At 64.9% G+C, this 21333-nt stretch carries 19 protein-coding genes; 6 read left to right on the forward strand and 13 right to left on the reverse strand.

Annotated elements, in window-relative coordinates:
- Nucleotides 1-50: 50 nt before the first annotated feature.
- The 8 genes from MSG32_RS10100 to MSG32_RS10135 all read right to left on the reverse strand — a co-directional run bounded on the left by MSG32_RS10100 (nt 51) and on the right by MSG32_RS10135 (nt 8684).
- The gene (locus tag MSG32_RS10100) at nt 51-1082 is read right to left on the reverse strand and encodes a septal ring lytic transglycosylase RlpA family protein (protein ID WP_192838405.1); all 1032 of its coding nucleotides are present in this window, start codon (nt 1080-1082) and stop codon (nt 51-53) included.
- Nucleotides 1079-2122, reverse strand: a complete 1044-nt coding sequence (gene mltB, locus MSG32_RS10105; protein WP_043331956.1) for a lytic murein transglycosylase B — start codon at nt 2120-2122, stop codon at nt 1079-1081. Before mltB ends, MSG32_RS10100 begins: the two co-directional genes overlap by 4 nt.
- Before the next feature lie 71 nt (nt 2123-2193).
- The gene (gene rodA, locus MSG32_RS10110) at nt 2194-3342 is read right to left on the reverse strand and encodes a rod shape-determining protein RodA (RefSeq protein ID WP_043331958.1); all 1149 of its coding nucleotides are present in this window, start codon (nt 3340-3342) and stop codon (nt 2194-2196) included.
- A complete protein-coding gene (gene mrdA, locus MSG32_RS10115) occupies nt 3332-5278 on the reverse strand; it encodes a penicillin-binding protein 2 (protein ID WP_248379334.1) in 1947 nt (648 codons plus the stop codon). The genes rodA and mrdA overlap by 11 nt, the downstream gene beginning before the upstream one ends.
- A 42-nt stretch (nt 5279-5320) precedes the next feature.
- On the reverse strand, nt 5321-5788 hold the full coding sequence (rlmH, locus tag MSG32_RS10120; RefSeq protein ID WP_043331959.1) for a 23S rRNA (pseudouridine(1915)-N(3))-methyltransferase RlmH: 468 nt from the start codon (nt 5786-5788) through the stop codon (nt 5321-5323).
- 145 nt (nt 5789-5933) lie between these two features.
- Nucleotides 5934-6293 (reverse strand): ribosome silencing factor, encoded by a 360-nt coding sequence (gene rsfS, locus MSG32_RS10125; protein ID WP_043331961.1) that lies wholly within the window; start codon nt 6291-6293, stop codon nt 5934-5936.
- A 196-nt stretch (nt 6294-6489) separates the two neighbouring features.
- Entirely contained in the window at nt 6490-7125 is a 636-nt protein-coding gene (gene nadD, locus MSG32_RS10130; protein WP_107336631.1) for a nicotinate-nucleotide adenylyltransferase, read from the reverse strand.
- A 275-nt stretch (nt 7126-7400) separates the two neighbouring features.
- On the reverse strand, nt 7401-8684 hold the full coding sequence (locus tag MSG32_RS10135; protein ID WP_215823972.1) for a glutamate-5-semialdehyde dehydrogenase: 1284 nt from the start codon (nt 8682-8684) through the stop codon (nt 7401-7403).
- A 336-nt stretch (nt 8685-9020) separates the two neighbouring features.
- On the opposite strand from MSG32_RS10135, the gene MSG32_RS10140 reads away from it, so the two are divergent.
- From MSG32_RS10140 to MSG32_RS10155, 4 genes are all read left to right on the forward strand, one after another.
- Complete coding sequence (locus MSG32_RS10140) at nt 9021-10076, forward strand: hypothetical protein (RefSeq protein ID WP_248379336.1); 1056 nt, start codon at nt 9021-9023, stop codon at nt 10074-10076.
- The gene (locus tag MSG32_RS10145; RefSeq protein ID WP_248379340.1) at nt 10076-11035 is read left to right on the forward strand and encodes a diguanylate cyclase; all 960 of its coding nucleotides are present in this window, start codon (nt 10076-10078) and stop codon (nt 11033-11035) included. The genes MSG32_RS10140 and MSG32_RS10145 overlap by 1 nt, the downstream gene beginning before the upstream one ends.
- A complete protein-coding gene (locus tag MSG32_RS10150) occupies nt 11032-12504 on the forward strand; it encodes a bifunctional DedA family/phosphatase PAP2 family protein (protein ID WP_248379342.1) in 1473 nt (490 codons plus the stop codon). The genes MSG32_RS10145 and MSG32_RS10150 overlap by 4 nt, the downstream gene beginning before the upstream one ends.
- A 122-nt stretch (nt 12505-12626) precedes the next feature.
- Nucleotides 12627-13505, forward strand: coding sequence for a DMT family transporter (locus MSG32_RS10155; RefSeq protein ID WP_248379344.1), 879 nt, complete (start codon nt 12627-12629; stop codon nt 13503-13505).
- A 92-nt stretch (nt 13506-13597) separates the two neighbouring features.
- Here MSG32_RS10155 and MSG32_RS10160 read toward each other — a convergent pair whose 3' ends face one another.
- The 3 genes from MSG32_RS10160 to mpl form a co-directional block, all read right to left on the reverse strand.
- Nucleotides 13598-14227, reverse strand: a complete 630-nt coding sequence (locus tag MSG32_RS10160; protein ID WP_248379346.1) for a LysE family translocator — start codon at nt 14225-14227, stop codon at nt 13598-13600.
- A gap of 85 nt (nt 14228-14312) precedes the next feature.
- On the reverse strand, nt 14313-14966 hold the full coding sequence (locus MSG32_RS10165; RefSeq protein WP_043331969.1) for a flavin prenyltransferase UbiX: 654 nt from the start codon (nt 14964-14966) through the stop codon (nt 14313-14315).
- Nucleotides 14963-16405 carry a UDP-N-acetylmuramate:L-alanyl-gamma-D-glutamyl-meso-diaminopimelate ligase gene (mpl, locus tag MSG32_RS10170; RefSeq protein ID WP_248379349.1) on the reverse strand — a complete coding sequence of 481 codons (1443 nt, stop codon included), beginning with the start codon at nt 16403-16405 and terminating at the stop codon, nt 14963-14965. The genes MSG32_RS10165 and mpl overlap by 4 nt, the downstream gene beginning before the upstream one ends.
- 194 nt (nt 16406-16599) lie before the next feature.
- Between mpl and MSG32_RS10175 the strand changes: the two genes are divergently transcribed.
- A complete protein-coding gene (locus MSG32_RS10175) occupies nt 16600-17862 on the forward strand; it encodes a 6-phosphofructokinase (RefSeq protein ID WP_043331973.1) in 1263 nt (420 codons plus the stop codon).
- Nucleotides 17863-18047: 185 nt separating this feature from the next.
- On the opposite strand, the gene MSG32_RS10180 is transcribed toward MSG32_RS10175, so the two are convergent.
- Together MSG32_RS10180 and MSG32_RS10185 are read right to left on the reverse strand one after the other, a co-directional pair.
- Complete coding sequence (locus tag MSG32_RS10180) at nt 18048-18698, reverse strand: NAD-dependent epimerase/dehydratase family protein (protein ID WP_248379351.1); 651 nt, start codon at nt 18696-18698, stop codon at nt 18048-18050.
- Between the two features lie 47 nt (nt 18699-18745).
- Nucleotides 18746-20473, reverse strand: coding sequence for a bifunctional protein-serine/threonine kinase/phosphatase (locus MSG32_RS10185; protein WP_043331977.1), 1728 nt, complete (start codon nt 20471-20473; stop codon nt 18746-18748).
- Between the two features lie 266 nt (nt 20474-20739).
- On the opposite strand from MSG32_RS10185, the gene ppa reads away from it, so the two are divergent.
- A complete protein-coding gene (gene ppa, locus MSG32_RS10190; RefSeq protein ID WP_043331979.1) occupies nt 20740-21270 on the forward strand; it encodes an inorganic diphosphatase in 531 nt (176 codons plus the stop codon).
- Nucleotides 21271-21333 lie beyond the last annotated feature (63 nt).

Here is a 21333-nt window from a genome sequence, read left to right on the forward strand (position 1 = left end):
GTTGCGCCTCTTCACGAAGCGCATGATGGATGAAAACGGGCCTGCGGCCCTTATCGCTCTGCCGTGACGCTGAAGGCCCCGGCATAGCCAGCATCGGCCAGCGCCGACTTGAGCGATTCAATACGGACATTGTCTTCCAGCGGGCCGACCTGAACCTTGTAGAGGTCGCCGCTGCCCAGCACACGAGTCGGTCGTCCCAGACGGGAGCTGACACTGGCACGAATGCTGTCGGCCTTGCTCAGATCACTGACCGCCGCGACCTGCAGGAAGGTAGCTTCCCCGTTCGCCACGGAGGACGTGCTGCTCGGCGCAGCAGAGGCTACCACGGGCTTGGCGGCAACGCTCGCGCCGGAAGCGCTCGAGGCCACGGAACCGCCGGTTGCCTGCATCGCGTCAAGTCCGGCAATGCCCTGCTCGCGGCGTACTGCCTGGCTGCGCGCCAGCAGACGCTCGGACTCTGCCGTGCCCTGGGTCGGGCTCGGGCCCGGCTTCCAGGTCGTGGCATCGAGAGTCTCGACACGCACGTGCCCGGTGCCGTGGCCCAGCATGTCCAGTCGCCACGCCGCGCTGTAGGACAGGTCGATCAGGCGATCCTCATGGAAGGGGCCACGGTCGTTGACCTTGACGATGACCTGCTTGCCATTGTCCAGATTGGTGACACGCGCATAGGTCGGCAATGGCAGCGACTTGTGGGCCGCCGTCATGGTGTACATGTCATAGATCTCGCCACTGGCGGTGGCGTAGCCATGAAACTTCTTGCCGTACCAGGATGCCGTGCCCTCGGCCACGTAACCGCGCGGATCATCCATCACGCGATAGGTCTTGCCCCATACCTCGTACTCGCTGCGATTGCCGCTGCGGGTATAGGGTTCGACACGTGGCACCTCATCGGGCACCGCCGAGACATCCGGCGCATCATCGGGATAGGCATCGCTGTCCATCTCGTAGCGGCCATTCTTGCCCGCCTTCTTGCCCGTGCTCGCCGAGGCACCATCACTGACCTGGGTGCCACCCCCACTGCTGGCACAGCCGGCCAGCAGGGCAAGCGCGAGGGTCAGCGGTAGCGCGCGTGACCAGCTCATCCCGCACCTCCGTCCTCGAGACGACGCTTGATCGCCCGGGAGAGCTCATCCACGGCCATCGCATACATGTGACTGTGGTTGTAGCGCGTGATGACGTAGAAGTTGTCGAAGCCGACGGCGTAGCGGTAGCCCTGCTTCAGGTCCAGCGCCAACGGAATCACCTGGGTATTGCCGGCCACGTCGTCTGCCACCTGGACACCGGCCGCCTCAAGCGCGGAAACGCTCATGTACGGCTTTTTGGTCTTGTTGAAGGTGACGGAGGACGGCGGCGTCCCGGGGCCATCCGCGGCGCTGACCACCGGCGCACCGGCCTTCCAGCCATGACGCGCGAAGTAGTTGCCGACGCTGCCGATGGCATCGACCGGGTTGTGCCACAGATCACGCACGCCATCGCCATCGAAATCGACCGCATAGGCCTGATAGCTGGTCGGGATGAACTGCGGATAGCCCATCGCGCCGGCGTAGGAGCCCTTGATGGAGAGCGGGTCGATGCCCTGCTCTATCGTCAGCTGCAGGAAGGCCGCCAGCTCGCCACGGAAGAACTTGCCGCGACGCGGGTGATCGAAGGCCAGCGTGGACAGTGAATCGATCACGCGGTGAGTGCCGGTGTGCTTGCCGAAGAAGGTCTCGACACCGATGATGGCGGCGATGACTTCCGGCGGCACGCCATACTCGGCCTGGGCGCGATCGAAGGTCTCACGATGCTCGGCGATGAACTTCACACCAGCTTCGATGCGTGATTGCTTCATGAAGATGGCGCGGTACTGGTCCCAGCGCAGATGACCTTCCGCCGGACGCGACATGGCATCCAGCACTTTCTGGCTGTAATCGGCCTGATTCATCAGCTCGGTCACGCGATCGCGATCCAGCCCCTTGGCCACCAGCTCGTCGACCAGCTTGGCCGTTTCCGGGTGAGTCGCCGGGGCGAAGCCATCAGGCGCCGCCTTGGCCACGCCTGACATTCCCAGCAGCGGTGCCACCATCACCAGGGCTGCGCCCCAGTGCTTCAGACGTCGCCCACGCGCATTGATCACCGTCATCGACTCTCTCCTTGCCTGTCTGCGAGCTTGGGCTCGCGAATGTCCTTGCCACTCGGCAACTGGCCGCCACGTCATCGCGACAATAGGCGCCGGTGGGTATGAATGCTCATGAGAATACCGAAGCCTGCCAGCAAGGTCACGCTGGAGGTCCCACCATAACTGACCAGCGGCAACGGGACGCCAACGACCGGCAAGATACCCGATACCATGCCGATGTTGACGAAGACGTAGACGAAGAACGTCAGGATGATCGCGCCCCCCGTCAGCCGTGCAAAACTGTCCTGGCCATTGTTGGACATCACCAGCCCGCGCAGCACGATCAGCACGTAGAGCCCCAGGAAGAAGCTCATGCCGATCAGGCCAAATTCCTCCCCGATGACCGCGACGATGAAGTCGGTATGGCGCTCCGGCAGAAACTCGAGCTGGGACTGGGTCCCCAGGGTATAGCCCTTGCCGAAGATGCCGCCCGAGCCGATGGCCGTCTTGGACTGGATGATGTTCCAGCCCGCGCCGAGCGGGTCAGACTCCGGATTGAGGAATGTCAGCACACGGCGGCGTTGATAGTCGTGCATCACCATCCACAGAAGCGGCAATGCCGAGGCGATCAAGGCGCCGAAGAAGGCGATCAGCTTCCAGGAAAGCCCCGCCAGCAGGATCACGAACACGCCCGCCGCGGCGACCAGCAACGAGGTGCCGAGGTCCGGCTGGCGCGCGATCAGCAGCACCGGCGCGACGATGATCACAGCGCAGATGGCCAGATCTCGCCAGCGAGGGGGCAGCGGGCGCTGACCTAGCCAGCAGGCGACCATCATCGGCATCGCCAGCTTCATCAGCTCAGAGGGCTGAAAGCGCACCACCCCGGGGATGACCAGCCAGCGCTGGGCGCCCATACCGACATCGCCCAGCACCTCTACCGCCACCAGCATCAGGAAGCCGGCGCCGTAGGCGACCGGCGCCCAGCGGTAAAGCGTCGCGGGTGACAGCTGGGCGAGCCCGATCATGATCACCAGTGCCAGCGCCTGACGTGAGGCCTGGCGCAGCGTGAAATCGATATCCTGGCCGCTGGCGCTGTAGAGCACGATCAGCCCGCAGCCGAGCACGGCCAGCAGCAACAGCAACAGCCAGGGATCGAGGTGGATACGCTCCCACAGGCTGGTGCGGCGGCGATGACTGAGGTCCCCGCCTACACCACGCATCGAGCGCTGATAATCAGTCGGCATCGTTCTCTCCTTGCTCACCCTCGCCCGCCGGTGTCTCCGGGGGTGCCAGAGCGGCAGCCAGCGTGAGCGCCGCCTCACGCGCCTCGGGGTCAATGCGCGGCAACAGCCAGTAATCGGTCACGGCGCGCGCCATCGGGCCCGCCACGGAGCTGCCGCCCTGGCCATTCTCGATCACCACGGAAACGGCAATCTCCGGGTGCTCGACCGGCGCAAAGGCGGCGAACAGGGCGTGGTCACGCAGACGCTCCGCGAGCTCCTTGCCGTTGTATTTCTGGTCCTGCCCGAGGGTGAAGACCTGGGCGGTACCGGACTTGCCGGCCATGCGGTACTTGAGGCCGGGCCCGACATACTTGCGCGCCGTGCCTTCTCGCCCGCTGACCACGTCCTCGAGCGCGGCGATGACATCGTCCCACCACGCCGGATTGTCCAGCACCACATCCGGCTTTTCCTCGCTTCTGGGCAACAATACCGTCTCGTCACCGATGCGCTTGGCCAGGTGAGGCGTCACGTGCCTGCCGCGATTGGCCAGCACGGCCTCCGCCGAGGCGAGCTGCAACGGCGTGGCAAGCCAGTAGCCCTGACCGATACCGATGGAGATGGTCTCGCCGGGATACCAGGGCTTGTCGTAGCGATTGCGCTTCCATTCCTTGGACGGCATCAGGCCGGGCAGCGCGCCCTGCACGTCCAGCGCCGTCTGCTCACCGAAGCCGAACTTGTGCATGTACTCGCTGATGCGGTCGATCCCCAGGCGGTAGGCGACGTTGTAGAAGAAGGTGTCATTGGACACCGCGATGCCACGCCGCATGTTGACGCGCCCATGCCCCCAGCGCAGCCAGTTGCGATACTTGTGGCTGTCATTGGGCAGCTGGAAATAGCCGGGGTCGTAGAAGGTGGTGCTGGTGGTGATGGCACCGTTCTCCAGCCCCGCCAGCGACATGAAGGGCTTCACGGTCGAGGCCGGCGGGTACTGGCCGCGAATGGCACGATTGAACAGCGGCAGGTCGATATCATTCTGCAGCGCGCGATAGCTCTTGACGCTGATGCCGGTGACGAACTCATTGGAGTTGAAGCCCGGCACGGAGGCCATCGCCAGGATGTCGCCCGTCTCGGGCTCGATGGCCACGATGGCACCACGCCGCCCCTTGAGCAGCCGATAGGCGAGATCCTGCAGGCCGCGGTCGATGGTCAGCGTCAGGTCCTTGCCCGGCACCGGATCGATCCGCGACAGCTCACGCAGCACGCGGCCCCGCGCATTGGTTTCCACCTTGCGCAGGCCCGCCTGACCGTGCAGCTCCTCTTCATAGAAGCGCTCGATACCGGTCTTGCCGATGAAGTGGGTGCCCGAATAGTTGCCCTTGTCGAGGGTCTTGAGCTCGGCCTGATTGATGCGCCCCACGTACCCCAGGGTATGCGACAGCGGCTTGGCGTCCGGGTAGTAGCGCAGCAGCTGCGCCTCGACCTCGACGCCGGGCAGGCGATAGCGATTGACGGCCAGACGCGCGATCTGCTCCTGACTCAATTCACTCATCAACAGGGCGGGCTGGTAGGGGCGTTGACGCTGACGCGAGCGTTCCTTGAAGTCTTCGACTTCATCGGGCGGCAGATCGAGAATCTCGACCAGGCGCTCAAGCGTCGTCTCGAGATCACCGGCGCGTTCGCGCACGATGGTGAGATTGTAGTTGGGGCGGTTTTCGGCGAGCAGCTGACCATTGCGGTCATAGATCAAGCCGCGCGTGGGCGGCAAGGGCTCGACACGCACACGGTTCTTGTCCGAGCGCGTCGTATAGATGTCGTGTTCCACGACCTGCAGGAAGAGCAGCCGCGCCAGCAGACACCCGGCCAGCACCAGCACAAGGCCGGCAGCCACGATGCTGCGAAGGCGAAAGATCCGCACTTCCTGTTGAGGATTCTTTATCGTCGCCCGGCGTTGGCGCATGGCGGGTCTCGCAACCAGTGTCGTGTCGCAAGCGGCAGGCGCTTACCGGTGATAGGGGTGCCCGACCAGCAATGTCCAGGCGCGGTAAAGCTGTTCCGCCAGCACGATGCGCACCAGGGGGTGCGGCAGCGTCAGTGCCGAGAGCGACCAGCGCTGATCGGCACGTGCCAGCAGGCGTGGGTCGAGCCCATCCGGACCACCGATGAGGATGGCCACGTCTCGCCCTCCCAGCCGCCAATCATCGGCATGCTGGGCAAGCTGCTCGGTACTCCAGGCCTTACCTAGGACATCAAGGGCGACAACATGTTCATTTCCCTTGAGTTTTTCAAGCATCCGGTCGCCTTCACTGGCCATGGCACGGGCGATGTCCGCATTCTTGCCGCGATTGCCGGGCGCCAGCTCGATGAACTCAAGCGAAAAATCCCGCGGCATGCGCTTGAGATATTCCCGGCTACCCTTCTCCACCCAGTCCGGCATCTTCTGCCCGACCGCCAAAACTCGGATCTTCATGTCCTGTCCCGTGCTGTGTCAGAACGACGGGCGAGCCCGCAGTCCTTCCATCGGATACTCCCTGCCCGCGACATCGCGACCGGCAAGGACGTAACGCGCGGTTGGCATGCCCCGACGAGCAACCCGTCGGGTCAGGCTGGCAGGATCAGTGGCTCTGCTCGTACTCTTCACGCGTTTCGCGGGGCAGATCGCTCCACAGGCGCTCGAGGTCGTACAGGGCACGGGTTTCGGCCAGCATGACGTGGACGACGACATCGCCCAGATCCAGCAGCACCCAGTCGGAGCCGTTGTCGCCTTCACAGCCCAGCGGCTTGACGCCGGCTTCTTTCACGGTGACCTGCACGTTGTTGGCCAGCGCGGAGATATGGCGGCTGGACGTACCGGTCGCGATCACCATCACATCGGTGACGCTGGTCAGCTTGGAGACATTGATCTCGCTGATTTCCTGGGCCTTGAGTTCTTCAAGGGCGTCGACAACCAGGTTTTTAAGAGCTTCGGTCTGCATGATTCCTCGGGAGTTTGTTCGGCAGGGGGCGCATTCTACCCGTTGGCGATGCGCGCGCCTATGGGCATCGTCATTTACTCGCCAAAGGGGCGCCACGCACGGCGATGCGGGATCGCGGCAGTGATGCCCCTCTCATGATGCCACGCTCGCACGCGACAAGACGTTCAGAGCCACAACGCTCAGCTCGATGATGGGCTCAGGTCGATGACGGACAATAGAGGCCATGCGCCTCTATATGACGGATCACCGCTTCCGGCAGCAGGTAGCGCACGCTGTCACCCAGCGCGAGGCGCTCGCGCACGAAGGTGGCACTGATGGCCATGCGTGTCGGCAGCGACAGGCGCAACAGGTGGCCACCCGGCCGCGCCATCAAGGCCGCCACCGAGTCGACCTCGCGCCCCTGGATCAACGCTTCGAGCGCCCGGGGCAGCGGTGCATCATGGTCCGGCCGCTCGATCACCACCACATGGGCGTCATCGAACAGACGATCGGCGGCATGCCACTCCCCGAGCTTGAGGAAGGCGTCATGGCCGATGGCCATCACCAGCCGCGCCTGCGGGCCGTATTCGGCGCGCAGACTGGCCAGGGTGTCGGCACTGTAGGAAGGCCCATCGCGCAGCAGCTCACGCCCATCGGCCTTGAGGCCCGGCTCTGCCTCTATCGCGGCTTCCAGCATCGCCAGCCGCTGATCACTGCTGACGCCGGGCGCGGCGCGATGCGGCGGCTGATGCGAAGGCACCAGCAGCACATGGTCCAGCCCCAGCGCTTCGCGCAGCTCGATGGCACTGCGCAGATGGCCGTGATGGATGGGATCGAAGGTACCGCCGAGCATGGCGACACGCGGCACCGGGCCGAGACAGCCCTCAAAGCCCGGCTCCGCTGCCGTGTCAGTCCTTGAGCGCGAATCATGTGCCGACTCGGTGCCGTGATGCACGGCCTCACGCTCCTGCGCGAGACCATCGGCATTCAAGGGGCGCTGGGTATCCTCCAGCGCCTCGGGCGACAGGGCCTGCTCGTTCGTCAAGGATCTCTCGTTCGTCAAAGTCTGCTCGTTCGTCAAGGTCTGCGCGGGCGCGACCTGATCCTCGGCGGGTGAGACCTGGTCCTTCACTGGCGAATCTGCCCATCACCGAACACGATGTACTTGCGGGTCGTCAGGCCCTCAAGCCCGACCGGACCACGCGCATGCAGCTTGTCGGTGGAGATGCCGATCTCGGCACCCAGGCCATATTCGAAGCCATCGGCGAAGCGGGTGGAGGCGTTGACCATCACCGAGCTGGAATCGACTTCCGCCATGAAGCGGCGCGCCAGCGCATAGTTCTCGGTGATGATGGCCTCGGTGTGCCCGGAGCTGTGACGCTCGATATGCGCCATCGCCTCATCCACGCCATCCACGACGCGAATCGCCAGAATCGGCGCCAGGTATTCGGTGTCCCAGTCTTCCGCACTGGCGGCCACGGCCTGCGGCAGCACTTCGCAGGTGCGCTCGCAACCGCGAATCTCGACCTCATGTGCCGCCAGGCGCTCGGCGATACGCGGCAGGACCTCGGCGGCAACCGGTGCATCGACCAGCAGGGTCTCCATGGTGTTGCAGGTGCCGTAGCGGTGGGTCTTGGCGTTCTCGGCGATCCGGACCGCCATCGCCAGGTCAGCCGTGGCATCGATATAGACGTGGCAGATGCCATCGAGGTGCTTGATGACCGGCACGCGCGCATCACGTGAGATACGCGAGATGAGGCTCTTGCCACCGCGCGGAATGATGACATCGACGAACTCGGGCATCGCGATCAGCTCACCGACCGCGGCGCGGTCCGTGGTGGCAACGACCTGCACTGCCGTGGCCGGCAGTTCGGAGAGCACCAACGCCTCGCTGATGATCTCGCTCAGCGCACGGTTGCTGGACGCGGCCTCGGAGCCACCGCGCAGGATGCAGGCATTGCCGGACTTCAGACACAGGCTGGCCGCCTCGATGGTCACGTTGGGGCGTGACTCGAAGATGATGCCGATCACGCCCAGCGGCACGCGCATGTGGCCGACCTGAATGCCGCTCGGACGCGAGCGCAGCCCATCGACCTCGCCGACCGGATCCGGCAGCGCCGCGACCTGCTCGAGCCCTTCGATCATGCCGTCGATACGCGCCGGCGTCAGCGCGAGACGATCGACCATCGCCTCCGAAAGCCCATTGGCGCGTGCGCGCGTCAGGTCCTCGGCATTGGCCTCTGCCAGTGTCTCGCGACGCTCATCGATCAGACGCGCCATGGTCTGCAGAGCACGATTCTTGATGCCGCTGTCGACGCGACGCATCACGACGCTTGCCGCGCGCGCTGCGTGCCCCAGACGATTCATGTACGCCACGACGTCCGTGGTGTCGTGCTTGCCCTGCTCACTCATGTGCCTAATCTCGCTGGTTGTCAGTGTCCACGTGCTCATTTCATCATCGGCCGGGCCCCGCGAGGGCATTCCCCAGAGAAGCCTCGACATGAAGCCCTGACGTGCAGCCCTGATGTGAAGGCCAGACGTGGTGGTCTGATGTGAAGGCCTCAGAGGCGTAGACACTTTTGTCACTCGCCGTTTGGGGTATGCTGCCATTATTGCAGACGACGTTGCATGATCGGAGCACCGTCGCATCTTGCAAACGTGCAGGCAATGCCCACGTCACAGACCGTTCGGCCAGGGAATTCGGCCGATTTCGCGCCATCCACGGCAAAGGTGCCAATATAAGTCACCATGGAGATCAAGTTCAAAGTCCGTCTCAGTCAGTTCGTCTGTCTGCTCGGCTCTGTATTGCTGCTGCTGGAAGCGGCACGACAGATCAGTATCGGCCTGACGCTCACTGCCCTGTTGCTGGCGGTGGGTGGCACGATGTTGCTGGTGGTCTCTCTCGCCCACGAGCTGTTCACCCTGCGCTGGTTCCGCACGCTGGTGATGCTCAGCGTCGCGCTGATCATGAGTGCGCTGGTACTGCTGGCCCCGCAGCAACACCTGATGTGGCTGTGGGGCTTTGCCGTCCTGCTGCTCTATCCGCGCCCGCGCTGGCTGGCACCGGCCTGCGCACTGATCGGGCTGGTCACCACCTGGCTTGCGCTCGCTCAGCTGGGCAGCGACTGGCTGAGTCTGGGCATCGGCATCACCGCGACCCTGATGGCGCTCGGGGCCATCGGTGGGCGACGCCAGCAGCAGGTCTGGATGCAGCTGGAACGGCGTGGTCGGCGTGATTCCAGCCGCGCGATCTGGTCACAATACCAGCTGATGCGCGACCTGCCGCGGGAAATTGCCCGTGCCGATCGCGAGGACATCCATATCGAATTGATCCTGCTCGCACCGGTCAATACCGGTCGTCTGGCCAATCGTCGCCTGATGAACACCCTCGACAGTGCCGCGCTGCCGCATGAGACCCGCTACCAGCTCGATGACGGAGCACTGGCCGTCCTGCTGGTCACCCGCGGCGAGCGCATGGCCAGTCTGCGCCGTCGCCAGTTGATCGAGCATCTCGCGATGCCGATCCGCGCCCGCGTGCAGCCTCTCAACGACAGTGACCCCAGCGCGCTGGACCTCAAGCGCCTCAGCGCCCACCTGAGCGATGAACCGCAGCCGATCACCCTGCTGCCGCCACTGCCTCGCAAGTCTGCCGATGCCTCGTCAGACGAAACCTCGACAGACAACGCCCCGTCAGACTACGCCTCGACAGACGATGCCCCGTCAGACCATGGGCGAGACACTCTCAAACCGGCCAGCGCGGCAGACAAGGTCGCCGTGGCACCGTCGCGGGGGAATGATCACTGATGTCTCCTCTGCACAGCCTGGCCCATCGCGAGCGTCGTGAACTCGCCAATCGCAAGACTCTGATCATGCTGCTGGCCGCCGCAGTGATCGCCACCTATGCCCTGTGGCGCTACCTGGTGGGCGATTTCGAGCATATCCTGACGCCGGTGCTGGCCACCTTGCTGATGGCGATTGCCGCCGGCCTCAATCACCTCGATGATGAGCAGCCGCTGCCTTCCTACCTGACGCTGATCGCCAGCTATCTGATGCTGGCACTCGAGGCACCGGGCACCTATCCGGGCATGTCGCTGTGGCTGGGGCTGCCCAGCGTGCTGACATTGCTGCTATTGCCCCTGGCACCGGCAATGCTGCTCAATCTGGTGCTGGCACCGCTGTGGCTATGGCTATTGGGCCAGCAGGAAGACAACTTCGGCGAGATACTGCGCTACCTGTGTCTGCTGCTGGTGGCCAGCCAGCCGTTCGTCATCAACAGCCTGCAGGCAGGTGTCATGAGCCTGACCGCCAGCGAAGAAACCGAGTGCAACGCCTTCAACGCCCGCACCGGTCAGCAACGACTGATCAGTGAGGCGGCGCGTGCGCGGGCGCTGGACCAACCGTTCAGCATTCTGGTCGTCTATCTGCCGCAACTGGACATGCTCGGCGAGCAGTTCGGCGAGGACAGGCGCATCGAATGCCTGGCGATGGCCTGCGACGTGATGCAGGAGGTCTCGCGCCAGGGCGACCTCCTGTGTCGCAGCGACAAGTCGTCCTTCTGGCTGATGCTGCCCAATACCGGCGAGGCGGGAGCGCTGATCATGCGCGAGCGCCTGACCGCGGCGCTGGCAGCGGCCACACAGCCGGAAACCGGCTCCATCATTGCCCGTGCGCGCCTGGTGACGTACAAGGCCGATGACACCACCCAGAAACTCGAGCAACGCCTGCTGGCCAGCCAGCTTGCCCTGATGGATCTCAATGAATGAGCGACACCCTTGCGTCACTGCTGCATTGGCTGAACCCCAGTGTGATGATCGACACCCTGATGACCACGCTGAGCGATCACCCGGCAGCCCTTGTCGCCGTCATCGGCCTGGTCTCACTGCTTGAATCTCTCGCCATCATCGGCCTGCTGGTGCCGGGCGTGGTCATTCTCACCGCCGGCGCCTCCCTGGCCGGCCACCTCGAACTCTCGCTGCCGATATTGCTGGCCGCCGGTGCGCTGGGCGCCATCATCGGCGATGGCGTGAGCTTCTGGCTGGGCATCCGCTATCGCGATCAACTGCCCGGCCGCTGGCCCTTCTCGCGCCATCCCGAGTGGATCGAGCACGGTCAGCAGTTCTTTCATCGCCACGGCAGCTGGTCGATCGCCTTCGGGCGCTTCGTCGGCCCGGTGCGCCCGATCATCCCGCTGGTCGCCGGCATGCTCGACATGCCGCCGGCGCGCTTCTTCCTGGTCAATGGCCTCTCGGCACTGGCCTGGGCACCGGCCTACCTGCTGCCGGGCTATCTGCTGGGCCAGACCTGGCAGTCACTGTTCACCCTGCCGGAAGGGGCCGATGGCCTGCTGGTCGGCCTGGCCAGCGGCCTGATCGCCTGTGCCTTCGCCTTCTCCTTCCTGCGTCGCCAGCTGGGCCGCGAGGGCCGACTCTATCATTGGCTGGCTCGTCGCATGCGTCGCAGCCCTTCCGGGCGGCGTCTGTGGTGGCAGCTGCGTCATCCCGACCCCGAGGGCGAATTCCCGCTCGCCTCGATGGCGCTGCTGATCTTCGCGGTGATCAGCGTGCCCGCCATGAGCCTGGCGGTGCTGGCCCATCCCGAGCCGTGGTGGATCGACCGCGTGGCCGCCTCGCTGGCCGCAAGCCTCACCTCACTGATGCCCGAGGACTGGCTGCGCGAGGCAAGCCTCGTGCTGTCTCGCCTCGCCGATGGCACCGGCCTGGCGGCGCTCGTGGCTCCATGGCTGGTATGGCTGCTGCTCAAGGGTCGCCACGCGGTGTGGTTGCATCTGACGGCCGCCTGGCTGGGCATCGCCAGCGCCAATACCGTGCTCAAGCACCTGATCCAGCGCCCGCGTCCGGATACCCCCGCCTTCCTAGAAGGATCGATGTCGTTTCCCAGCGCCCATGCCGCCGGCAGCGTGGCGGTGTTCGGGCTGGCCGCCGCCTTCATCGCCGAGCGCCAGCCCTCCTCGCGACGCCGCTGGATCTACTGGGCAGCCATCGCCGCCTGTACGCTCGTCGGCCTGTCACGCATCACGCTTGGGGTCCATTACCTCAGTGATGTGCTGGGCGGTGCCTGCGTGGGTCTGCTGGTCTGTGCGCTGGTGCGCATCAGCTATCCCGCCTTCGTGCGCCAGCCCTCTGCCCCCCTGGAATCGCCAGCCCCGCTGCTGTGGTTGAGCATGGCGAGCCTGCTGCTGGTGGCGGCACGCTTCGCCTGGCTGCCGCTCTAGGCTGTCGCGATCAGACTGCTGCCGCTCAGGCCGTCGCGATAACGTTGCCGTGATAGCGCTGTAAACCGATGAGCCGCCTGAGATGGTGGTTTCATCACTACCCCCTGATGACGAGGAACCTCATGTCCGGCCCTGCTGCCCCTCCCGCCAACCAGCCCCAGGCGCTGATGTCGATTCATCTCGGCATCGCGCTGCTCGGCGGTACGGCGCTGTTCTCGAAAGGCGTGCCTCTCTCGGCGCTCGATATCACCACCTGGCGCAGCCTGCTGGCGGGGCTGTTCCTGCTGTGGCTGGCGCGCCTGAAATGGCATGTCTCGCTGCGTCTGAGCGGGCGCGACTGGGCCTTGCTGGGCATCGCCGCCGCGCTGATGGCCGCGCACTGGGTGAGCTACTTTCACTCGATGCAGGTGTCTTCCGTGGCCACCGGCATGCTGGCGCTGTTCACCTATCCCATCTTCATCGTGCTGCTGGAGCCCTGGGTGGAAGGCACGCGCCTGAAAGCGAAGGACCTGGCGGCAGCGGGGCTGGTCTGCATCGGCGTCTGGCTGCTCGTCCCCGGCGGCGACAGCAGTGCGCAGGGCGACAGCCTGGCGGGAGTGTTATGGGGCGTGTTCTCGGGCCTGTTGTTCGCGGCGCGCAATCTGCTGGTGCGCTACCGTCTCAGCCACCTCAATCCGGTGCTGTCGATGAGCCTGCAGGCGCTGGGCGTCGTGGTGCTGACGCTGCCATTCGTCTCCGGCGAGATCATGGATGCCAGCCCCTCGACGGGGATCGCCATGCTGGTGCTCGCCATCGTCTTCACGGCAGCGCCGCATGCACTGATGACCTTCGCCCTCGGCGGCCTCAAGGCCAAGACCGTCGGCATGATCGGCTGCCTGCAACCCGTCTACGGCGTGCTGCTGGCGTGGTTGATTCTCGGCGAGGTGCCCACCTGGCTGACGCTGGTCGGCGGCAGCTTCATCGTGGCGGCGGCAGCACTTGAGACCCTGCGCCGCAGCTGAACCAAAGCCGCGCCCCTGAACACATCAAGGCCCGCCAATGGCGGGCCTTGATGTGTTCACAAGCTGCAATGCCTGGCTCAGTCATGCCGAGATCAACCGGTCGCGAGCCAGATTCCCACGCAGATCATCAGCGTGCCGGCCACGCGGTTCATCAGGCGCACACGCGAGCCACGCCCCAGCCAGCGCGCCAGGCTGCTACCACCGCCGGCGTAGAGCAGCAGGCAGGTGAATTCCAGCGTCAGGATGATGCCGACCAGCGCGATCAGCTGCGGCGCCAGCGGCAGGCTGGCATCCAGAAATGGCGGCAACAGCGCGATGAAGAACGCCCAGCCCTTGGGATTGGCGATTGCGGTGACGAAGCCCTGTGCCGCCAGAGCACGCCGCGAGGCGCGCGGTGCCGCCGCATCCTCCCCTGCCACCCCCAGGGCCAGGCGGCCACGTGAGCGCCACATCTGGATCCCCAGCCAGGCCAGATAGGCGCCACCCGCCAGCTTGAAGGCCGAGAACACCATCGGATAGCGCAGCATGATGGTCGCGACGCCGATCACCGCCGACACCGCCACCAGCCCGACGCCCAGCAGTTCGCCCACCATCATCCACAGGGTGCGTTTGACGCCCTGGGTCATGCCCAGGGTCATCGCCAGCGTCATGCACATGCCCGGCGTCAGCGAGACCAGAAAGAACGTCGGCACGAACACCGACAACAATGACCAATTCAGCATTCCCTGCTCTCCTTGCACAGTCTGATGCAGCGCCAGAGGGATGCCTCTGACAAGCTCTCATCCGAACGGATCGACTGACCGCCCTTCAATCGCCGCTGACATGCCCCTCGCCCCAGCGCGGCATCAGCGCATGCGAGATTCCCAGCTGGTTGAGAATGCGCGCGACGATGAAATCGATCATGTCATCGAGGGTCTGCGGGCGATGATAGAAGCCGGGCGCGGCGGGCAGGATGACGGCACCCATGCGCGTCAGACTCAGCATGTGTTCGAGATGGATGGCCGAGAACGGCGTCTCGCGCGGCACCAGAATCAGCGTGCGGCGCTCCTTGAGTGCCACATCGGCGGCGCGTTCGATCAGGTTGTTGCTGGCCCCTGTCGCGATCGCGGACAGCGAGCCGGTGGAACACGGACACACCACCATGGCGCTCGGCGCGCCGGAGCCGGAGGCCACCGGGGCCATCCAGTCCTCGCGTCCGAAGCAGCGAATCTGGCCGGGTCTGGCGGCGTAGCGCTGCGTGAGCACCTCGGTGAGACGCGCCGGGCGCGCCGGCAGCTCCTCGTCGGTCTCGGTGGCGATCACCATGTGCGCCGCCTTGGAGACCATCACCATCACTTCATGACCGGCCGCGACCAGACACTCGATCAGGCGCAGGCCGTACTGGGCACCGGAAGCCCCGGTCAGCGCGACGGTGACCGCCGACTTGAACTCGCCCTCTGGGGCTGTCGCTTGCGTCTTCATGCTTCACCTTCACGTGCTGCCAGCGCCGCCAGAAGGCGCTCGTGGATACCGCCGAAGCCGCCATTGGACATCACCACCACCCAGTCGCCGGCGCGGGATTGATTGGCGATCTTCGCGATCAGGGCATAGAGGTCCTGCTCGACCTCCGCCTCCACGCCGAGCGCGCGGCACTCGCTGACCGTCTCCTCCAATGACCAGCCGAGGCTGGGGCCCGCGAACCAGCTGACGCGGTCGGCCGCGGTCACTGAAGCCGGCAGACGCGCCTTCATGGTACCGAGCTTCATGGTATTGGAGCGCGGTTCGATCACCGCCCACAGGCGACCGCCCTGCCCTTCGGCCGCCACGCCCGGCGCCAAGCCTTCAAGCGTGGTGGCGATGGCGGTCGGGTGGTGCGCGAAGTCATCGATGACCTTGACGCCTGCCACCTCACCGCGCAGCTCCTGGCGACGTCTGGGCGGCGCGAAACGCGCGAGCGCCTCCAGTGCCACCTCGAGACTCACGCCGCATTCGACGGCCGCGGCCACGGCGGCGCAGGCATTGGCCACGTTGTGGCGCCCGCGCATCGCCCACTGGCACTCGACGAAGCGATCCGCCTCGCCTGGGTCATCAAACGGCGGTGCCAGCGCGAAGTGGCTGCCGTCGGCACTGATCAGGCGATAGCGCCAGTCGCCACCGGCATTCTCGATGCCGCTCTCATCGCCGAAGCGCGTCACCGGCGTCCAGCAGCCTTGATCCAGCACGCGCTCCAGCGCCTCGGCACCGGCGACGGCGTCCGCCGCGACCACCAGCTTGCCGCCAGCCGGCACGGTACGTACCAGGTGGTGGAACTGACGCTCGATGGCGGCGAGATCCGGGAAGATGTCGGCGTGATCGAACTCAAGATTGTTGAGCACGGCGATGCGCGGACGGTAATGCACGAACTTGGAGCGCTTGTCGAAGAAGGCCGTGTCGTATTCATCGGCCTCGACCACGAAGGGCGCCCGGGGGTCGCCGATACGCGCGGAATCACCCAGCTGCGGCGGCACGCCACCGATCAGATAGCCCGGCGCGAGGCCCGCGCATTCGAGAATCCAGGCAGTCATGGTCGCGGTGGTGGTCTTGCCGTGGGTGCCGGCGATGGCGATCACCGGACGGCCGGTCAGCACCTCGTCACACAGCCATTGCGGGCCGGAGGTATAGGCCAGCCCACGCTCGAGCAGCGCCTCGACTTCGGGGTTGCCGCGCGAGACGGCATTGCCGACCACCGTAAGATCAGGCGCGGGGACGAGATTGTCGGCCGCATAGCCTTCCATCAGGGTGATACCGGCCTCGGCCAGCTGTGTGCTCATGGGCGGATAGACGTTGGCATCGCTCCCCGTGACGCGATGACCGCGTGCGCGCGCCAGAAGCGCCAGAGAGCCCATGAAGGTACCGCAAATACCGATGACGTGAAGGTGCATCTGTTTCTCCAATCCGGAAGCCCGAGCAGCCTAGCATGCCCGCCAGGCGGCGAGTAGCGCGCGACCTGTCAGGGATGGACGACACCCCCAGTGGCATTCGGGCGTCGTGCAGGGGTCATGTCTTTCGGATATGATGCGGCGGGTAAGCGCCAGCCCGTTCAAGACCATGACAAGGAAGCAGAGACGAGAAGCCCATGCCCCAGCACAATGCCTTCTACGCCCAGTCCGGTGGCGTTACCGCCGTCATCAACGCCAGTGCCTGTGGCGTCATCGAAGCCGCTCGTGAAAACGGTGACCAGATCGGCAAGCTGTATGCCGGTCACAACGGCATCATCGGTGCCCTGACCGAAGACCTGATCGACGTCAGCCAGGAAAGCGACGAGAACATCGCCGCGCTGCGCCACACGCCGGGCGGTGCCTTCGGCTCCTGCCGCTACAAGCTCAAGAGCATCGAGGACCACCGTACCCAGTACGAGCGTCTGATCGAGGTGTTCAAGGCCCACGACATCCGTTACTTCTTCTACAACGGTGGCGGCGACAGCGCCGATACCTGCCTAAAGGTCTCCCAACTGGCCGAGACCATGGGCTACCCGATCCAGGCCATCCACGTGCCGAAGACCGTGGACAACGACCTGCCGATCACCGACAACTCGCCGGGCTTCGGCAGCGTGGCCAAGTACATCGCCACCTCCACCCGTGAAGCCGGTCTCGACATCGCCTCCATGTGCGCCACCTCCACCAAGGTGTTCATCCTGGAAGTCATGGGCCGTCACGCGGGCTGGATCGCCGCTGCCGGCGCTCTGGCCGGTGAAGATGCCACCCAGCCGCCGCATATCGTCGTCTTCCCGGAAGTCGCCTTCCATCGCAAGGAATTCATGGCGCGCGTCGATGCCTGCGTCAAGGAACACGGCTACTGCGTGGTGGTGGTCTCCGAAGGTGCGCGTTACGAAGATGGCACCTTCCTGGCCGATGCCGGCAACACCGATGCCTTTGGCCATCGTCAGCTGGGCGGCGTCGCGCCGACACTGGCCGGCATGGTCAAGCAGGACTTGGGCTACAAGTACCACTGGGCGGTGGCCGACTACCTGCAGCGCGCAGCGCGTCACATCGCCTCCAGGACCGACGTCGAGCAGGCCTACGCCACTGGCCGTGCCGCCGTCGAGATGGCGCTGGCCGGCAAGAATGCCGTGATGCCGGCGATCCGTCGCCTCGGCGATGGCGCTGACTACGCCTGGGACATCATCGAGGCGCCGCTGGAGCAGATCGCCAACCACGAGAAGTTCATGCCGCTGGAGTTCATCACCGAAGATGGCTTCTACATCACCGACGCCTGCCGCGAATATCTGTCGCCGCTGATCCAGGGTGAGGACTTCCCGCCGTTCGTCAATGGTCTGCCGGCGGTCGCCAGGCTCACGCTGGCCAAGGTCGAGAAGAAGCTGACACCGTTCACGATCTGATCGCCTGGCGTTGATGCGCCTGAGCGATCCGTCGCTGACACGGCCAGTTGCTGACAGTTCCGGTAACTGACAGTACCGATAGCTGACTGTCCCGGTCGTTGACAGAGCCGGTAGTAGACAGTGAAGCGAGTGTAAAAAAGCCCCGCACAGGCAACTGTGCGGGGCTTTTTGATGGCTGTCAGTTGTCATGCAGGGGGAAACACTTCCTCCAGCCGGTATACCGCATGCGCCTGCTGCTGACGCTGGCTGACCTCGACCATACGCGCCGCCACCTGAGCGCCACGGATCGGTCGATAGCGCTGCAGGCCCGGCAGGCGGGTGAGCGCTGGCAACAGATAGCGCGCCAGCGACTCGCCCAGGCGGAACTCGCTGCGCTCCCCCACCAGCAATGACGGCTGGAAGACACTGATACGCGCAAAAGGCAGCGCCTTGATGGCCACTTCCAGCTCGCCCTTCATCCTGAGATAGCCATTGCGACTCGCGTGATTGGCGCCGCTGGAGGAAACCAGCAGGTAGTGCGTCACTCCCTGGGCGGCCGCCAGCCGGGCGGCACTCAGTTGATGATCGATATCAACACGCCGCTGCGCCTCGAGCGACCCCGCCTGCTTGAGCGTGGTGCCCAGGCACGAGAACAGCAGGTCCGCCTGGAAACAATCGGCCCAGTCTTCCAGGCGCGCGAAGTCGACCACATGGTTCTCGACCTTGCCAGAGTCGCCAGGCACCGGCCGGCGAGTCAGCGTGATGACTCGGGCGATGGCCTCGCAGGTGATGAGCTCAGCCACCACCTCGCGCCCGACCACGCCGGTCGCCCCGATCACGATCGCGGTCTGTCCCATACAGCTCTTCCTCCCACCATGGCCTTGAGCCCCATCAGGCTCTGCGCTCACTTGAGCAGCCAGGACAGCACCAGCAGCAACAGCAAAATGCCGGCGACGCCCTGCCAGAAATTGGCCGGTTCACGTATCGCCTCCGAGGGCGTCAGCGCCTTGCCGGGGTCCTGCTGCGGCAGGCGCAGCGCGTAAAGCAGCTCAGACAGGCGGCGATAGCGCAGGGTGCGTTGCGGGTCCAGGGCGCGCCTGAGGGCATCGTCCAGGATCTGTGGCACCTGGGGATTGCGCATGCGGGCTGGCTGATACTCCAGCAGCTCAAGGTCGGTATGGGTGCGCAGCTGCTCCATCGACTGGGCGTAGGGCTGCATGCCGGTCAGCAGCCAGTAGATCACCGAGGCCAGGCCGTACTGATCGCTGCGTCGACTGACATCGGCGCCAAGGGCATATTCCGGCGCGCTGTGTTCGGTGAGGCCGACCTGACGCGCCAGCGGACCGGCGCTCTCATGGCCATCCCCTTCACGCAGATGGCAGGCGCCGAAATCGACCAGCACCACCTTGCCATGACGGTCGATCATCACGTTGTCGGGGTGAATCAGCTGGTGCAGCACCTCACGACGATTGAGGGCATGCACGGCCTTGCCAAGCTGACGCGCGATGTCGAGACGCTGCTCGAGATTGGCCTGCGGGTGCATGCGCGCCCATTCGGTCAGTGTCTGCGCCTCCAGATGTTCGAGCAGGTAGTAGAGGTGATCACGCGGGCGTGACGGCTCCACCACCTTGACCACGAAGGGCGAGCTGACGCGGTCCACCACCCACTGCTGGAGCAGGAAGTGCTCGAGATAGGCATTCTTGAGCGACAGCTCCGGGCTGGGCGCCTTCATCACCATCACGCGCCGGCTCTTGAGGTCACGCACCTTGTAGACGCGTACCCGCGCGCTGCGCGACATGACCTCCATCACTTCCAGGCCATCGATGCGGTCGCCCGGCTCCAGCTCACGCGGCACCGGCAGGTCGCCATAGACGCGCCCCGGCGTATCGTCAGAGGCAGTCGCCAGGCGATCGATGCGCACCAGCTGGAAGCAGAACTGGTCGGCCGTGTAGCCGCGCTCATCGGCGCGGTCCGCCGCGGCATGCGCCAGGCGCTCACTGGCGGCATCGAGATCCGAGACGTCATCGCGAATCAGTGACACGAAATCGGAAGGCAGCAGGGTGCCGCGCACCGCCTGGGTGGTGAACAGGAAGATATCGCCCTGCTTGAGCGGCAGCTCGATGTAGTCGATGTCGAGGCTGACATCCATGCCCAGCGCCCGCGACGGATAACGATAGCCGCCGAGATCGGTGACATGGTCACGCGAGATCTGCTCGAACTCGCCACCACGCAGCCGGAAGACCACCGTGTCGCCAGCATGGAACAGATGCGCCGACTGGCCCCGGAAGACGACGGCGGAAATCGAGGTCACGTAACTGCCGCCCCGCACGAAGCGGCTCTGGCTGTAACACCAGCTGTTCAGCGCCCGCAGCACGCGGGTCGCGGAATACTTGACGCTCCAGTTGTCGGGCGTGGCGAAGTAATCGGCCAGAAAGCCACGCACGGCAAGGTCGCCGGCCTGCTTGGCAATCGCGTTCTTGCTGGTGGTGTCGGCGATCAGCGCACAGCCGCCCTTGGCCGCCAGCGGGCCGCGCTCCAGCGGTATCTCCAGCGACATCGAGCTGCGATGACGCTTGCGGTCGGGAGCCACGAAGGCCTGACCGTAACTGAGTGAAAGCTCTGCATCCGCCAAGGCGGTCTCCTTGCGTCTCGATCCTGCCGTTACGTTTCATGCATGCGGTGGTGACGCAGCGCCAGCCCGACGCTGAGACACGCAATCGCCGTTGCGCCGCGCTGGACGGCCCCAAGTGTTACCCGAGTCAGCCTGCAGTGCCACCACTCGTTGGTGCAACGCAAGGCGATCGAGCGTGGCATAATGGCAAAACGGTCTGCCAGTTCGTATAATTCAGCGGAATTTTGACCCGCAGGCCTTCAACCCGCAAACCCAAGGACTCGACAATGAGTTTCGACAAGATCCCCGCTGGCAAGGAATTGCCGAACGACGTCTACGTAGCGATCGAGATTCCGGCCAATCACGCGCCGATCAAGTACGAGATCGACAAGGACATCGATGCGCTCATGGTGGATCGTTTCATGGCCACCCCGATGTTCTACCCGGCCAACTACGGCTACATCCCGAACACCCTGGCCGACGATGGCGATGCCCTCGACGCGCTGGTCGTGACCCCGTATCCGGTCGCACCGGGCAGCGTCATCCGTGCGCGTCCGGTCGGCGTGCTCAACATGAGCGACGAAGCCGGTGAAGACGCCAAGCTGGTCTGCGTCCCGCACCAGAAGCTGACCTCCCTGTACGACGACGTCCAGGAAGTCACTGATCTGCCGGAACTGCTGCGTCAGCAGATCGCGCACTTCTTCGAGAACTACAAGGATCTCGAGAAAGGCAAGTGGGTCAAGATCGATTCCTGGGACGGTGCTGATGCCGCCCGTGCCGCGATCGAGAAGGCAGCCGCTGCCTACCAGAAGGACTGAGTCCTTCTGAAGTGATGCGCGATTCAGGCATCACGATGCAAAAAAGCCCCCGTCATTGACGGG

It is taken from the genome of Cobetia sp. 1CM21F, assembly GCF_023161745.1.
Lineage (GTDB): Bacteria > Pseudomonadota > Gammaproteobacteria > Pseudomonadales > Halomonadaceae > Cobetia > Cobetia amphilecti.